General features: G+C 69.0%; 12 protein-coding genes. 6 read left to right on the forward strand and 6 right to left on the reverse strand.

What is annotated here, in order from left to right; all coding sequences use genetic code 11:
* Window positions 1-554 precede the first annotated feature (554 nt).
* The 3 genes from nirB to ACWA7K_RS17010 all read left to right on the forward strand — a co-directional run bounded on the left by nirB (window position 555) and on the right by ACWA7K_RS17010 (window position 4951).
* The gene (nirB, locus tag ACWA7K_RS17000; RefSeq protein ID WP_456162586.1) at window positions 555-3095 is read left to right on the forward strand and encodes a nitrite reductase large subunit NirB; all 2541 of its coding nucleotides are present in this window, start codon (window positions 555-557) and stop codon (window positions 3093-3095) included.
* A gap of 32 nt (window positions 3096-3127) precedes the next feature.
* Window positions 3128-3514: a nitrite reductase small subunit NirD gene (gene nirD / locus ACWA7K_RS17005; RefSeq protein ID WP_456162587.1), complete on the forward strand. Its 387-nt coding sequence runs from the start codon at window positions 3128-3130 to the stop codon at window positions 3512-3514.
* A gap of 93 nt (window positions 3515-3607) precedes the next feature.
* Complete coding sequence (locus ACWA7K_RS17010; RefSeq protein WP_456162588.1) at window positions 3608-4951, forward strand: nitrate- and nitrite sensing domain-containing protein; 1344 nt, start codon at window positions 3608-3610, stop codon at window positions 4949-4951.
* A 38-nt stretch (window positions 4952-4989) separates the two neighbouring features.
* Here ACWA7K_RS17010 and ACWA7K_RS17015 read toward each other — a convergent pair whose 3' ends face one another.
* From ACWA7K_RS17015 to ACWA7K_RS17025, 3 genes are all read right to left on the reverse strand, one after another.
* Window positions 4990-6207, reverse strand: a complete 1218-nt coding sequence (locus ACWA7K_RS17015) for a hypothetical protein (protein ID WP_456162589.1) — start codon at window positions 6205-6207, stop codon at window positions 4990-4992.
* A 96-nt stretch (window positions 6208-6303) separates the two neighbouring features.
* Window positions 6304-6756, reverse strand: coding sequence for an RbsD/FucU family protein (locus ACWA7K_RS17020; RefSeq protein WP_456162590.1), 453 nt, complete (start codon window positions 6754-6756; stop codon window positions 6304-6306).
* A 65-nt stretch (window positions 6757-6821) separates the two neighbouring features.
* Complete coding sequence (locus ACWA7K_RS17025) at window positions 6822-7988, reverse strand: DUF3883 domain-containing protein (protein ID WP_456162591.1); 1167 nt, start codon at window positions 7986-7988, stop codon at window positions 6822-6824.
* 185 nt (window positions 7989-8173) lie between these two features.
* On the opposite strand from ACWA7K_RS17025, the gene ACWA7K_RS17030 reads away from it, so the two are divergent.
* Complete coding sequence (locus ACWA7K_RS17030) at window positions 8174-8815, forward strand: DsbA family protein (protein WP_456162592.1); 642 nt, start codon at window positions 8174-8176, stop codon at window positions 8813-8815.
* A gap of 105 nt (window positions 8816-8920) precedes the next feature.
* On the opposite strand, the gene gyrB is transcribed toward ACWA7K_RS17030, so the two are convergent.
* The 3 genes from gyrB to dnaA all read right to left on the reverse strand — a co-directional run bounded on the left by gyrB (window position 8921) and on the right by dnaA (window position 14477).
* Window positions 8921-11485, reverse strand: coding sequence for a DNA topoisomerase (ATP-hydrolyzing) subunit B (gyrB, locus tag ACWA7K_RS17035; RefSeq protein WP_456162593.1), 2565 nt, complete (start codon window positions 11483-11485; stop codon window positions 8921-8923).
* Window positions 11486-11600: 115 nt separating this feature from the next.
* Window positions 11601-12740 (reverse strand): DNA polymerase III subunit beta, encoded by a 1140-nt coding sequence (gene dnaN / locus ACWA7K_RS17040; RefSeq protein ID WP_456162594.1) that lies wholly within the window; start codon window positions 12738-12740, stop codon window positions 11601-11603.
* A 138-nt stretch (window positions 12741-12878) separates the two neighbouring features.
* Window positions 12879-14477 (reverse strand): chromosomal replication initiator protein DnaA, encoded by a 1599-nt coding sequence (dnaA, locus tag ACWA7K_RS17045; protein ID WP_456162595.1) that lies wholly within the window; start codon window positions 14475-14477, stop codon window positions 12879-12881.
* 456 nt (window positions 14478-14933) lie between these two features.
* Here dnaA and rpmH point away from each other — a divergent pair, with 456 nt between their 5' ends.
* Both rpmH and ACWA7K_RS17055 read left to right on the forward strand, forming a co-directional pair.
* Window positions 14934-15068, forward strand: coding sequence for a 50S ribosomal protein L34 (rpmH, locus tag ACWA7K_RS17050; RefSeq protein WP_305749678.1), 135 nt, complete (start codon window positions 14934-14936; stop codon window positions 15066-15068).
* Between the two features lie 56 nt (window positions 15069-15124).
* Entirely contained in the window at window positions 15125-15562 is a 438-nt protein-coding gene (locus ACWA7K_RS17055; protein ID WP_456162596.1) for a ribonuclease P protein component, read from the forward strand.
* Window position 15563: the final 1 nt, after the last annotated feature.

The raw sequence follows: 15563 nt of genomic DNA on the forward strand, positions 1-15563 counted from the left end.
GGTAGGTCGTGCACGAAGAGACCGAGCGCGGGCGCGAACCCCCTCCCCCTGGCGGGGACTCCCCCTTGGCAGGGGGAGAGTCGACCGAGCAGGACCACGTCGATGTGCGCTTGGCCATCAACTCTCCCCCTGCCAAGGGGGAGTACCCCGGTCCCCGGGGGAGGGGGTCAGCAGCCTCCCGATCCACACCCGCCCCACCACCCACGCACCAGCCATCGTCGCCCTCCGGCGACGCACTTGATGCGCCCCCGCGCCCCGACCTGGCCCATTCCGGGCACCGTTTCGAGGCGTCCCGATCGCCTGCAAGGCCGTTCAACACGGCCTTTCCCTCGTGAGACCCCCTGCGCCGGCTTCGGGCACGGCACTTGCGAATCACCGTGCGAGCCCGGCGGTATCGCAGCCGACGGGTGGATCCCAGCCTCCGCTAATGACGGCGGAACCTGACCGCGACACGCGCCTGCCGGGCGCTGTGCGCCGGTCGTTCCACATCCGGTTTTGTCCGTCATCCACGCGGGGGGCGCTTGTCGTGCGCCCGCACTTCAGCAGGATCAATCATGAAGATCGTCGTCGTCGGCCACGGCATGGTGGGCCACAAGTTCCTGGAAAGCCTTGTCGAGGCCGCCGGGCCGGGTGCGCCGGACCTGCACGTCACCGTCTTGTGCGAGGAACCCCGCGCCGCCTACGACCGGGTCCACCTGTCCGAATTCTTTGCCGGCAAGACGGCCGATGACCTGTCGCTGGTCGAGCCCGGTTTCTTCGAGCGCAGCGGCCACACGCTGAGGCTGGCGACGCGCGCGGCGAGCATCGACCGCACCGCGCGCACGGTCACCACGATGGACGGCGAGGTGCTGGGCTGGGACAAGCTGGTGCTGGCCACCGGCTCCTACCCCTTCGTGCCGCCGCTGCCCGGACGTGACCGGCCCGACTGCTTCGTCTACCGCACGATCGAGGACCTGGAGGCCATGAAGGCCTGCGGTGCGCGCAGCCGCACCGGCGTGGTCATCGGGGGCGGGCTGCTGGGGCTGGAATGTGGCAGGGCGCTGCGCGACATGGGCCTGGAGACACACGTCGTCGAGTTCGCGCCGCGCCTGATGGCCGTGCAGATCGACGACGGCGGCGGGCGCGTGCTGCGCCACAAGATCGAGGCGCTGGGCGTCAAGGTCCACACCCAGAAGAACACCCTGCAGATCGTCGACGGCGAGGGCGCCACGCACCGCATGGCATTCGCCGATGGCAGCGCGCTGGAGACCGACATGATCGTGTTCTCCGCCGGCATCCGGCCGCGTGACGAACTGGCCCGCGCGGCCGGCCTGGAGATCGGCCCGCGCGGCGGCGTCGCGATCGACAGCGCCTGCCGCAGCAGCGACGCCGACATCTACGCGATCGGCGAATGCGCGGCCTGGAACGGCCAGGTCTTCGGCCTGGTCGCCCCCGGCTACGAGATGGCCCGCGTGGCCGCGCGGCATCTGGTCGGCCAGGACGACGCGGCCTTCGTCGGCGCCGACATGAGCACCAAGCTCAAGCTGATGGGCGTGGACGTCGCCAGCATCGGCGATGCCCATGCGGCCACGCCGGGCGCGCGGTCCTACCAGTACACCGACGAACGCCGCCAGACCTACAAGAAGATCGTCGTCAGCGAGGACGGCCAGCGCCTGCTCGGCGCCGTGCTGGTCGGCGATGCGGCCGAATACGGCACGCTGCTGCAGATGGCGCTCAACGGCATCGCGCTGCCGGCCGAGCCGGAGTTCCTGATCCTGCCCAGCAGCGACGGCAAGGCCCGTCCGGCACTGGGCGTGGACGCGCTGCCCGACAGCGCGCAGATCTGCTCGTGCAACAACGTCAGCAAGGGCCGCCTGTGCGCGGCGGTCGGCGAAGGCGCCACGACCATCGGCGCGCTGAAGGCCTGCACCAAGGCCGGCGCGACCTGCGGCGGCTGCGTGCCGCTGGTCACGCAGGTCATGAAGGCCGAGATGGCGCGGCGCGGCATGGCCGTCAACAACCACGTCTGCGAGCACTTCGCGCACTCGCGCCAGGAGCTCTACCACCTGGTGCGCGTCGGCCAGATCCGCAGCTTCGACGAGCTGATCGCCCGACACGGCAAGGGCCTGGGCTGCGACATCTGCAAGCCGGTGGCGGCCAGCATCCTCGCGTCGGTCTGGAACGAGTTCGTGCTGAAGAAGGAACTCGCCGGCCTGCAGGACAGCAACGACTACTACCTGGGCAACATCCAGAAGGACGGCAGCTACTCGGTGGTGCCGCGCATGCCCGGTGGCGAGGTCACGCCCGAGGGGCTGATCGCGGTCGGCCAGGTCGCGAAGAAGTACGGCCTCTACACCAAGGTGACGGGCGGCCAGCGGGTCGACCTGTTCGGCGCGCGGGTCGAGCAGCTGCCGCTGATCTGGGAGGAACTCATCGCCGCCGGCTTCGAGAGCGGCCATGCCTACGGCAAGGCACTGCGCACGGTGAAGAGCTGCGTCGGCTCGACCTGGTGCCGCTACGGCGTGGGCGACAGCGTCGGCCTCGCGGTCGAGCTGGAGAACCGCTACAAGGGCCTGCGCGCGCCCCACAAGATCAAGTTCGGCGTCTCGGGCTGCACCCGCGAATGCGCCGAGGCCCAAGGCAAGGACGTCGGCGTGATCGCCACCGAGAAGGGCTGGAACCTCTACGTCTGCGGCAACGGCGGCATGAAGCCGCGCCACGCCGAGCTGCTGGCCAGCGACCTGAGCCGCGACGAGCTGGTCCGCCTGATCGACCGCTTCCTGATGTTCTACGTGCGCACCGCCGACCGGCTGCAGCGCACCAGCACCTGGCGCGACAACCTCGAAGGCGGGCTGGACTACCTCAAGGGCGTGGTGGTCGACGACCGCCTGGGCCTGGCCGCCGAGCTGGAGTCGCAGATGGCGCACGTCGTCGCCACCTACCAGTGCGAATGGAAGACCGCCGTGACCGACCCGGCCGTGCGGGCCCGCTTCCGCAGCTTCGTCAACAGCGAGCAGCCCGACGAACACATCGTGTTCATCGAGGAACGCGGCCAGATCCGCCCGGCGCGCGCGGACGAACGGCGCGGTCGCGTCATCCCCGTCGCATCGGCCTGAGCCGGCCCCATCCACCCAGCAAGGACATCGCCATGAACAGCGTTCAAAGCCCTGAAGCGTCGGCCGTCACCGCCGCGACCGGCAACACCGAATCGGCCCACTGGGTCGCCGTCTGCCGTCCCGACGACATCCTGCCGGGCACGGGGGTCTGCGCCCGCGTCGAGGGCCGCCATGTCGCGGTCTTCCGGCTTGGCGAGGACCAGTTCTATGCCATCGACAACGTCGACCCGCGCTCGCAGGCCAGCGTGCTGTCGCGCGGGCTGGTGGGCAACCTGGGCGACCGGCTGGTGGTGGCCTCGCCGCTCTACAAGAACCACTTCGACCTGCGTTCGGGCGAGTGCCTGGAGGCGCCGGAGCAGTCGGTCGGCGCGCACCACGTCCGCGTCGACGACGGCCGCGTGCTCGTCGCGCTGGGGTGACCGGCCGGGCGCGGGCCCGGGGCGTGCTTGGGATCGGGACGAGATTGCAGAGAATGCGAGCCTGATTCCCGACCCGTGACCCTGGAGTACCCCATGCCCGCAGCGACCGAGAGCCTGTCGGTGTCCGCCCTGGTGCTGCGCGCCAAGCAGCGCGACATCGACACGCTGCGCCACCTGGCCGACCGCGCCGAGCTGGTCGACGTGACCGGCCAGCTGATCCACGCGCTGCAGCGCGAACGCGGCGCGTCGAGCGTCTACCTGGCCTCGCGCGGGCTGCGATATGCCGACGTGCGCCAGCAGGCGATCACCGACGCGCAACCGGTCCAGCAGCGGCTGTGCGAGCTGTTCGCGGCGCAGCTGGGGCATGGCCGCGATGCGTCGTCCAAGCTGCTGTCGCTGATGGCCTGGGTGCTGCTCGGGCTGGAGGCGCTGGGCGAGCTGCGCGCCAAGGTCGAGGCCCACGGCCTGAGCGCGCAGGACTCGGTGCTGGCCTACAGCCGCGTCATCTCCGGCCTGGTCGAGCTGATCGTGCTGGTGGCCGATGCCAGCGCGCACCCGGCGATCTCGCGCCGGCTGGTCGCGCTGGTCCACCTGGTGCAGGGCAACGAGGCGGCCGGGCAGGAACGTGCGGTCGGCGCCGAGTTGTACGCCGGCGGCATCTGCCATGAGGCGCAGCAGCAGCGCGTCGTCCACCTGATCGAGGTGCAGGAGCGCAACCTGCAGGTCTACGCCGAGTTCGCCGACGCCGAGCTGCAGGCGCGCTGGGAACAGCAGCAGCTGTCGCCCGGCGTGGCGCGGCTGGAACGGCTGCGCCGCACGCTGTGCGCCGCGCGGCCGGGCGCGACGCTGGACAGCCAGCTGAGCGAGACCTGGTTCAGCGTCTGCAGCGAACGCATCACCGAGCTGTGGCAGGTGCAGGTCGAGCTGGTGCAGCGGCTGCGGCAGGACTGCCAGACCCAGATCGACGCGGCGCGCCAGGACCTGCAGGACTCCGAGCGCCTGCTGCGCGAGCTGCGCGACAACCCGCCGGCCCGCAGCCATGCGGTCGACCGCTTCCTGGACGTTGACGGCACGTCAGCCAACACGTCAGCCAGCAGCCCGGCCAGCCCGCTGTCGACACCGCCCGCCGCGCCTGCGACATCACCCGACCGGCCCGACGAGAACGCGCTGCTGGCCCTGCTGCAGGCCCAGCAGACGCGGCTGGCGCACATGGAATCCGAGCTGGAGGCGGCCCGCCGCGCGCTGCACGAACGCAAGATCATCGAGCGCGCCAAGGGCATGCTGATGGCCCGCCTGGGCATGACCGAGGACGTCGCCTTCCGCGCCTTGCAGAAGACCGCGATGGACCAGAACCGGCGTCTGCTGCAGGTCGCCGAGGCGACGCTGTCGCTGCCGGACTTCGCCTTCACGAAGCCCGGCGGCGGCGACAAGAGCTGAGCCACAAGGGCTGAGCCGGCGGCCGGCCCGCGCCAGGGTCAGCCGGTGACCAGGCCGTCCATCCGGATGACCTCGAAGTCGCTGCCCTTGACCTGGCCAAGCTGGCTGTTGATCGTCGACGGCCAGCGGTCGTCCGGCGCGCCGCTGATGAACCAGTTGCTGCCGTTGTCGGCCAGGATCATCCCGTAGGTCTTCAGCGCGGTCAGGATCGCCTTGACCTCCGGGCTGAAGGTCGACGGGATCACGTAGCTCGACTTCAGCCGCACCCGCATGCCCATCGGCGGCAGGTTGGCCGAGGTGCTGCTGGAGGCGAAGTGCGTGGCCGGCGGCACATAGGCGCGTCGCGTGACCGCCGCCGTGAAGCGCAGCGCATGGTGGATGCCGCCCGGGCCGAGGGCGGCCTCGTCCCAGCGCGCCAGGCCCGGGAAGATCGGCAGGCCGGCCGCGTCGGCGCTGGTCCAGCCCGGCTGGCCGCCCGGCCGCACGTTGTTGCTGGCCAGGTCGAACACCGCGCCGCAGGCCGCGTTCCAGCTGCCATCGGCCTGCAGATAGGCGACGGCCAGCTCGTAGAGCCGGTTGTGGTCCTTGTCGATCACCAGCACGTGGCGGTCACCGGTGCTGGCGTTGCCGCCCTCGACCGGCGCGGTGCGCGGCACCGGGTAGGGGCCCGGGTCGCTCTCGTCGCCATAGGCCGTGAAGCGCACCGTCACCGGCGCCTGCGTGCCCGAGACGACGACGTAGGGGATGCCGATCGGCGCACCGTCCCACAGCCCGGCACCGAAGTCCGGATGCAGGCCGGTGGTCAGGCCGATGCTGGAGAGGATCGCCTGCGAGTTCGGGTCGACCGGCGCGGCCGAGATGTCGGTGTTCCACGCGTTGTTCGACGGGAACGCGATCGCCCCGTTCAGCGCCGCGTTGTTGCCCAGGCTGGCCGACGCGAAGTTGCCGTAGGGCACGCCGCCCGGTGCGGGCGCGGGTGCCGGGGCCGGGCTGGGCGACGGTGCCGGAGCCGGCGTCGGCGAGGGGGTTGGTGAAGGTGTCGGGGAAGGCGTGGGCGACGGCGAAGGCGTCTGCCGCCGCCGCCGTTCCGCCTCGGCCAGCGCGGCCGCGTCGTCGGTGCCACCACCGCCGCAAGCGGCCAGCCAGAGGGCCGACAGACCCGCCAGCGTCAGCCGGCGGCGATCGGGCGACAAGGTGGCCGACTCACCGTGGGCGGTGGACTCGGGCGGCAGCGGGGCGGGGTTGGGGTACGTCATGCCGCCAGTCTGGGCGCACCCCGCGTGAGGTGCTGTGCCAGGGTGTCGGCGGGTGTCAGGACCGGTGACGAGGTGTATGGGCGGGGCGTGAAGATTTCACGCCGGATCGAACACGACGCCCTTGGTCAGGATGAAGCAGCCGTAGGGCCGCGATTCCGAGTTCTGCACGACCGCGAAACAGCCCGTCGCCGCCGCATAGAAGTCATGCCGCGCGATCACCCGATGCGCCACCGCGCGCCCCTCGGCCGCCCGGCAGGCCGCCAGCACGTCCGCATGCACCGGCAACACGGCACCCGGCGCATCGACCGGGTCCATCCACGCCACGGGCGCCTCGACAAAGGTGTCCAGCGGCAGCAGCTCCAGCACCCCCGCGACGGTCTGCGGCGCATCCATCCCCCCCAACGTCACCAGCCGCCCGCTGCGCGTCTGCTGCGCGATGGCATAGGCCGGAAAGTTGCGATCGACCACCGCCAGCTGATCCCCATGCCCCATCGCGGCGAGGATCCAGAGGAGGTCGGCGTCCATGAAGGGGGGGATGTGCTTGAGCATGGGGGTGGGGGTTGAGGGGGTTGAGGGGGTTGAGGGGGTTGGATGGCCGGTGGACGGCAGGTCGATCAGCCGAGACTGGCCTTGAAGGTGGCTGGATCCAGATGAAAGTGGCGCTCGACCGGACCGCGCACCTCGAAGAAGCGTGGCCCGTGGCGGAAGTCGAAGACGCGGCACAAGGCGAAGCGGTCGGGTTCGGTGCGGGCGAAATCGAGTTCATTGGCGGTCACGAAGAAGGGTGTTTCCTCGCTGAACGCGGTGGTCTTGACCTCGATGAATCGCTCGCTGCCATCGGACTCGAACGACAGCACGTCGTAGCCCAGCCCGTCACCTTCGGTCACAGACTTGTGTTCGACCCGGTCTGCCAGCTGGCCCAGTCCACCCTTGAGCAGACGCCAGCGTTCGAAGTCGACGATGAACTTCTCGCCGGCCAGCCCGAGCGAGCGATTGCGCGTCTCGCGCTCCAGGTAGTCCCGGCGAATCGGTCGGCGCAGATAGGGCTTCATGGGCTCTTCCACGCGCAGTTGGCGTTCCGGCACCCGGGCCTTGGCCAACGAGAAGTCCACCGGTTCGACCTCGACGGCCATACGCTCGACGGCCTGTTCGGCCGCTGCATCCAGTTGAGGCAACAACGCCATCTGCTGGGCCACGATCGTCTCGAGCATCTCGCCTTGTGCGTTCTCGGCAGGCAGGTAACCGCGCACATAGGGCAGGCCCAGACGCCCCATGACCGCGCTGACATTGCGCCGCTTGAACTCGATCGACGCCTCGGTCCGCCCATCGAGCAAGGGCAGGAGCGCTCGACGCCGCGCGGCCTTGTTGTAGGCCTGGCCGGTCAGTTCCAGCGTCAGCATCTGCAGGTAGTCGGCCACCAGCAGCTCGACTTCCTGACGCGACCAGACCCGCGTAGCGTTCGACGACTTCGTTTCCGATTCGGACGGCGGCACGCGAGTCAACTCGAAATCAAGAGATTGCAACAGCCTCGCCACCGTGGCCGCCCCACCCGAAAAGTCCTTCGCCTGCAGCGGGCCGCGCTCCGGAAACTGCACGCCAAATGCAGCGCCGACGATGGCCTTCGAGTCGCACGCCAGACCGCTGACCGGATGCAACACGAAGTAGTCGCGGGCCTCGCCGAAGCCATATCGCCGAAGGAAGGCCTCGCGCCCCAGCCGCTCGAATTCATCGAGTGCAACGAGGATGGCGTGGCGTGTGAGTTGGGAGAGCGCAGCGGTCATGCGGCGGAACGTGGCAACAGATCTGGAGAGTTTGCGGGACCGCGCGGCGCGGCGCAAACCACGCCGCGATTCCGCCGATCCGCTCAACAGTCATGCCGGGATCTGGCGTTTATCTGGACGGAACGGCCTCCTAGAGTGGCGCCTTCGCCGGCACCGTTGCCGGCGCCAAGGAACCCGAGATGTCCATGACTGCCCACACCCTGCCCACCCGCTCCGTCGTCTACGCGGTCGACGTCTACTGCGGCTGGTGCTGGGGCTTCGCCGAACGACTCGCCGAGTTCGAGGCCGCCAACCGCCACCGCGTGGCCTTCACCGCCGTCAGCGGCGGCCTGTTCGTCGGCGACCGCGTCGGGCCGATCGCCGGCTACCCGCACATCCCCGGGGCCAACGACCGCATCGCCCACCTGACCGGCGCCGTCTTCGGCGACGCCTACCAGGCCCTGCTGGCAGACGGCCGCTTCGAGATGAACTCCCTCGACGCCGCCGCCGGCCTGGCCGCCCTGCGCGCCCAGGCACCGGACAAGGCCATCCTGTGGGCCCACGAACTGCAGTCCGCCTTCTACGGCCGCGGCCTCAGCCTGTCCGACCCGCAGACCATCGCCGACATCGCCACCGCCCACGGCCTCGACGCCCCCCAGGTCCTCGCCGACCTCGCCAGCGGCGCAGGTGCATCACAAGCCAAGGCCGACTTCGCACTGGCCCGCCAACTGGGCGTGCGGTCGTATCCGACGTTGATGTTCGTGGACGGAAACCGGGTGCATGCGCTGCCGGCGACGGGGACGGCGTTGGGGGAGTTGAATGGGGAGCTGGGTCGGTTGATGGGGTGAGGTTGGAGACATGGCCGAGCGCCGTTCCCAACCCCCAAAAACACCAACGCCCGGCTTGACCGGGCGTTGGCACTTCAGCAACGGGCTTGAGCCCGTTGTGACACCTCACGCATCAATATTCGCCGCCCTCAACGCATTGCTCTCGATGAAGTCGCGGCGCGGTTCGACCTCGTCGCCCATGAGCATGGTGAAGACGCGGTCGGCCTCGATAGCGTCTTCGACCTGCACGCGCAGCAGGCGGCGGACGGTCGGGTCCATCGTCGTTTCCCAGAGCTGCGAGGGGTTCATCTCGCCGAGGCCCTTGTAGCGCTGGCGGCCGACGCTGGATTCGGCTTGTTGCATCAGCCAGGCCATGGCGACGCGGAAGTCGCCGGCCTTGGCGGTCTTCTGGCGTTCGCCTTCGCCGCGCTTGACGGTGGCGTCGTCGGCCAGCAGGCCCTTGAAGGTCAGGCCGGCGCGGCTCAGGGCTTCGTAGTCGCCGCCGTGGACGAAGTCCTGCGTGATGACGCTGCTCTTGATGTTGCCGTGGTGGCGGCGGCTGATGCGCAGGTGGTGCTTGTCGGTGCGGGCGTCGTATTCGGCGGCGACCTCGGCCTGGTGCAGCGCGGACTGCAGCGCGATGGCGCTGGCTTCGGCCTTGGCGGCGTCGTCGAGGTCGAGCACGAGGCCGTCGCTGATCGCGCGCAGGGCCTCGATGTCCATCCAGTTGCTCAGGCGGGAGATGACGTTGCTGGCCTGCACGTACTGGCGCGCGAGGTCTTCCAGCGCGGCACCGTCGATCGGGGCGCGGCCGGCGCCCGGGTCGATCACGGCGCCGTCGAGCGCGACGCGCATCAGGTAGGCGTCGAGCTCGGTGCCGTCCTTCAGGTACTGCTCCTGCTTGCCGTGCTTGACCTTGTAGAGCGGCGGCTGGGCGATGTAGATGTTGCCGCGCTCGACCAGGTCGGGCATCTGGCGGAAGAAGAAGGTCAGCAGCAGGGTGCGGATGTGGGCGCCGTCCACGTCCGCGTCGGTCATGATGATGATGCGGTGGTAGCGCAGCTTGTCGGGGTTGAAGTCGTCCCCGCCCATGCCCTTGCCGATGCCGGTGCCCAGCGCGGTGATCAGCGTGAGGATCTCGTTGCTGGTCAGCAGCTTCTCGTAGCGGGCCTTCTCGACGTTGAGGATCTTGCCGCGCAGCGGCAGGATGGCCTGGAACTTCCGGTCGCGACCCTGCTTGGCGGAGCCGCCGGCGGAGTCGCCCTCCACCAGGTAGATCTCGCACATCGCCGGATCCTTCTCCTGGCAGTCGGCGAGCTTGCCGGGCAGGCCCATGCCGTCGAGCACGCCCTTGCGGCGCGTCATCTCGCGGGCCTTGCGGGCGGCGTCGCGGGCGCGGGCGGCGTCGACGATCTTGCCGCAGATGGTCTTGGCGTCGATCGGGTTCTCGAGCAGCCAGTCGGTCAGCAGGCGGCTGACGATGTCCTCGACCGGCGCGCGGACCTCGCTGGAGACGAGCTTGTCCTTGGTCTGGCTGCTGAACTTCGGCTCGGGCACCTTGACGCTGACGACGCAGGCGAGACCTTCGCGCATGTCGTCACCGGTGATCTCGACCTTGGCCTTCTTGGCGATGTCGTTGTCGTCGATGTACTTGTTGATGACGCGGGTCATCGCCGCGCGCAGGCCAGTCAGGTGGGTGCCGCCGTCACGCTGCGGGATGTTGTTGGTGAAGCAGAGGACGTTCTCGTTGTAGCTCTCGTTCCACTGCATCGCGACCTCGACACCGACGTTGGTGTTGTTGTCGCTGACCTTGTCGCCGCGGGCGTGGAAGATGTTCGTGTGCAGGACCTTCTTGCCCTTGTTGACGAACTCGACGAAGCCCTTCACGCCGCCGGCATAGGCGAAGTTGTCTTCCTTCTGGTTGCGTTCGTCGACCAGGCGGATCTTGACGCCGTTGTTCAGGAAGCTCAGCTCGCGCAGCCGCTTGGCGAGCACGTCGTAGTGGAAGTCGACGCTGCTGAAGATGGTCGGGTCGGGCAGGAAGTGGACCTCGGTGCCGCGCTTGTCGGTCGGGCCGATGACACGCATCGGGCTGACGTCGAAGCCGTCGCGCTGCTCGATCTGGCGGTCCTGCGGGATGCCCTGGCGGAACTCCATGAAGTGGGCCTGACCGTCGCGGCGCACCGTCAGGCGCAGCCAGGTCGACAGGCCATTGACGCAGGACACGCCCACGCCGTGCAGGCCGCCCGAGACCTTGTAGCTGTTCTGGTTGAACTTGCCGCCGGCGTGCAGCTCGGTCAGCGCGATCTCGGCGGCCGAGCGCTTCGGCTCGTGCTTGTCGTCCATCTTCACGCCGGTCGGGATGCCGCGGCCGTTGTCGATGACGCTGATCGAGTTGTCGCTGTGGATGGTGACGATGATGTCGTCGCAGTGGCCGGCCAGGGCCTCGTCGATCGAGTTGTCGACGACCTCGAAGACGAGGTGGTGCAGGCCGGTGCCGTCGGACGTGTCGCCGATGTACATGCCCGGGCGCTTGCGCACGGCCTCCAGGCCTTCGAGGATCTGGATGCTGTCCGAGCCGTAGGCGGCCGATGCCTCAGCCCCGGTCGAGACCTGCTCGCCTTCGGCGGAAGGCAGCTCGCGGCGGATGACGCCGTCGGCACCCGGCTGGGACGGAAGTTGATCGGTCATGGACGGCTCTCAGAGGCCGCATCGCGGCCGGGTCAATACAAACTGGAACCCCCGCGTGGCGGGGGCAGGGGGTGCACCACGGATCGGCCTCGGCCGATGGGGAGCTGACCTCCGGTCAGATCCTCATGGGCATCACGACATACTTGAAGCCGGTGCGCTCGGGCACGGTCACGAGGGCCGAGCTGCTGGCGTCCTGCAGCGACAGGGTGACCATCTCCTCGGAGATGTTGGACAGCACGTCCATCAGGTAGGTCACGTTGAAGCCGATCTCGATGGCGTCGCCGCCGTAGTCGATCTCGAGCTCTTCCTTGGCCTCTTCCTGTTCGGCGTTGGAGCTGGCGATGCGCAGGTTGCCGGGCTCGAAGTTGACGCGCACGCCCTTGAACTTCTCGCTCGTCAGGATGGCAGCGCGCTGCAGGCTGGCCAGCAGCGGGGCGCGTCCCAGCGTCACGTGGTTCTTGTGGTTGCGCGGGATCACGCGGTTGTAGTCGGGGAACTTGCCCTCGACCAGCTTGGTGACGAACTCCATGCCACCGAACGAGAACTTGGCCTGGTTGTCGGCGAAGCGCATCTCGATGCGGGCTTCCTCGGCACCCTCGGGCGCGTTCTTGTCGTCCTTCTCGGACTTCAGCAGGCGCTGAAGTTCGAGCACGGTCTTGCGCGGCAGGATGACCTCCTGCTTCGGGATCTCGCTCTCCAGCGTGGCCTGCGCCAGCGCCAGGCGGTGGCCGTCGGTGGCGACCAGCGTGAGCGTTTTGCCTTCGGCGACGAACAGGATGCCGTTGAGGTAGTAGCGGATGTCGTGCACCGCCATCGCGAAGTGGACCTGGTCGATCAGGCCCTTGAGCGTCTTCTGCGGCACGCTGAAGGCGGGGCCGAACTCGGCGGCCTCCTGGACCAGCGGGAAATCGTCGGCCGGCAGGGTCTGCAGCGTGAAGCGGCTCTTGCCGCCCTGCAGCGTCAGCTTGTTCTGGGCCGCGCTGAGGGTCACGATCTGGTCGGACGGGAGGGTGCGCAGGATGTCGATCAGCTTGCGCGCGCCGACGGTGGTGGCGAAGGCGCTGTCGTCACCGCCGAGGTCGGCGCCGGTGCGGACCTGGATCTCCAGGTCGCTGGTGGTCAGCTCGGTGCGGCCACCCGACTTGCGGATCAGCACATTGGCCAGGATCGGCAGCGTGTGGCGCCGCTCGACGATGCCGGAGACCGCTTGCAGGGCTCCCAATACCTGTTCCTGTGCTGCTTTCAGGACGATCATGTGCTGTCTCACCCGTATCTTGATGGTGCGGAAGAGCTCCGCTGGTCGTGGCGTTTCGCGCGCGCGAAGCCGCCATTTTCGCCTGATTTCAAGGCCGCTCCGGCGCGGCCGCCGACCGGGCGGCCGGGACGGCCGGGCTCAGCCCTTCAGGGTCTGTTCGAGCACGTGCAGCTGCTGGTTCAGCTCGGTGTTCTTCTGGCGCTCGCCACCGATCTTGCGCACCGCGTGCAGCACCGTCGTGTGGTCGCGGCCGCCGAACAGCTCGCCGATCTCGGGCAGGCTCTTCTGGGTCATTTCCTTGGCCAGGTACATGGCGATCTGGCGCGGCCGGGCGATCGAGACCGGGCGCTTCTTGCTGTACATGTCGGCGACCTTGATCTTGTAGAAGTCCGCCACGGTCTTCTGGATGTTCTCGACCGAGATCTGGCGGTTCTGGATCGACAGCAGGTCCTTGAGCGCCTCGCGCGCCAGCGTGATGCTGATGTCCTTGTGCGAGAACTTTGCGTAGGCCAGCACCTTGCGCAGCGCGCCTTCGAGCTCGCGCACGTTGGCGCGCACGTTCTTGGCGATGAAGAAGGCGACGTCCTCGGGCATCGGGCTGCCCTCGGCGATGGCCTTCTTCATCAGGATGGCCACGCGCATCTCCAGCTCGGGCGGCTCGATGGCCACCGTCAGCCCGGCGTCGAAGCGGCTGGTCAGGCGCTCGTCGATGTCCACCAGCCCCTTGGGGTAGGTGTCGCTGGTCATGATGATGTGGGCGCGCTTGGCCAGCAGGGCCTCGAAGGCGTTGAAGAACTCCTCCTGCGTGCGGTCCTTGCCGGCGAAGAACTGGACGTCGTCGATCAGCAGCAGGTCCAGCGAGTGGTACTTCGCCTTCAGCTCGTCGAAGGTCTTGCGCTGGTAGTTGCGCACGACGTCGCTGATGAACTGCTCGGCGTGCAGGTAGAGCACGCGGGCGTCCGGGTTGTCGCGGATCAGGGCATTCCCCACCGCGTGGATGAGGTGGGTCTTGCCCAGGCCGACGCCGCCGTAGATGAACAGCGGGTTGTACATCTGGCCGGGTGCGCCGACGACGTGCAGCGCGGCGGTGCGGGCCATCTGGTTGGCACGGCCGGGCACGAGGGTGTCGAAGGTCAGCGCCGGGTTCAGGCGACCACGCTGGGCCACCGGGGCCGCCGGCAGCGTGCCGGTCGACGCGGGCTGGCCGTTGGCGCCGACGGGGCGATCACCCCGGGCACCGATCACGGCCGGCGCGACCGGGCGCAGGGCCTCGCGGGCGGTCTGGGAAGATGTCTGGGAAGACGCCTGCGAGGTGGACGATGCGTGGCGCGACGCCTCGTCCTGGCGGGCATCCGCCGAGCCGTCGCCACCGGCCGACGACTGGCCGCGCACCGGCACCGCCGCGACCGCTGCGGCGGCCGGCGCACGCAGGTGCATCGCCCCGGCGCTGTTGCCGGCGCTGGCCGGGCGGCCCTGGGCGTCGCGTTGCTGGACCGACAGTTCGAGCCGCACGGGCATGCCGGCGAGCTCGCTCAGCATGGTCTCGATGCGGGCGCTGTACTGGGAGCGGATCCAGTCGAGCTTGAACCGATTGGGCACACGCAGGCCGACCAGCACGCGGTCGCCGCCATCCGACACGTCGGCAGGCGGCAGGGGCTTGATCCAGGTGTTGAACTGCTGCTCCGGCATCTCGGCGGCCAGTCGCTCGCAACCTCGCTCCCACAGGTCTTTGTGCATCTTCTCGGAATGTGGATAACTCTCTTTGGGGGGCGCGATTGTAGACACAAGAACCGCCCCGAAGACGTGGTTATCCACAGTTTCCTGGCGGGGGTCAATCGGGCCCGATCCGATCGGTTGCAGGCCCCTCACGACCCGCTTCATTGACGGCCACCAGCCGATTTGTTGTAATGCCGGGTTTCCCGAGTCGGGGGGTCAACCCGCGCCTGCGTGGGCAAGGACGAGATCGGGCGAGCCGGTCCGGTTGCGCCAGACCAGGCATGCGTCGATCCCCAGGTCCCGACCGCCCTGCGGCGCACGGACCGTCCACGGCCGGGAACGCCGGCCCGCCCGGTGCAAGCCGAGCCAGACGCGTCATCCGTCCGGATGCCGTTCCGGCGCGGTCCCGTCGAACAACACTGTCCAAGCCTGACCGAGCGCAGCCCGCGCCGGCACGGGCGCAACCGAGGATCCAACATGAAGCGCACCTATCAGCCCTCGAAGGTCCGTCGTGCCCGCACGCACGGTTTCCTGGTCCGCATGAAGACCACCGGCGGCCGCAAGGTCATCGCCAACCGCCGCGCCAAGGGCCGCAAGCGCCTGGGTCTCTGATCCGGACAGCGGCGCGTCGCCGATCCGGCCACGGCCGCCACGCCTGACCTCGCGTCATGCTGTGCAGCCTCGACGGACCCGATCGCTTCCAGGCGGTGCTGGCGACGCGACCCTGTTCGCGAAGTGCACATTTCATGCTGCACTACCGGCCAGTGGACAAGTTGTCAACAGCCCGGCCCGACCCGCAGGCCCCATCTGTGGATGAGTCCGAAGCGCAAGCCCGGGTCAACCTGGGTCTGGTGGTGCCGAAGCGGCATGCGAAACGCGCGGTGACGCGCAACCTCGTGCGCCGCGAGGCCCGGGCGCAGATGACGCACAACGTCTGCCTGCTGCCGCCCGGTGACTGGGTGCTGCGGCTGCGCGCGCCCTTCGATCGCAACGCCTACAGCAGCGCCGCCTCGGCCGCGCTGCTGTCGGTCGTGCGCGAAGAGATGTCGCGCCTGATCGCCGACGGCGCTCGCGCCGCCGGCAAGCTGGTCGGAGCGGTGCGTTGAA

The sequence above is a fragment of the Leptothrix mechoopdaensis (SeqCode) genome (assembly GCF_053893855.1).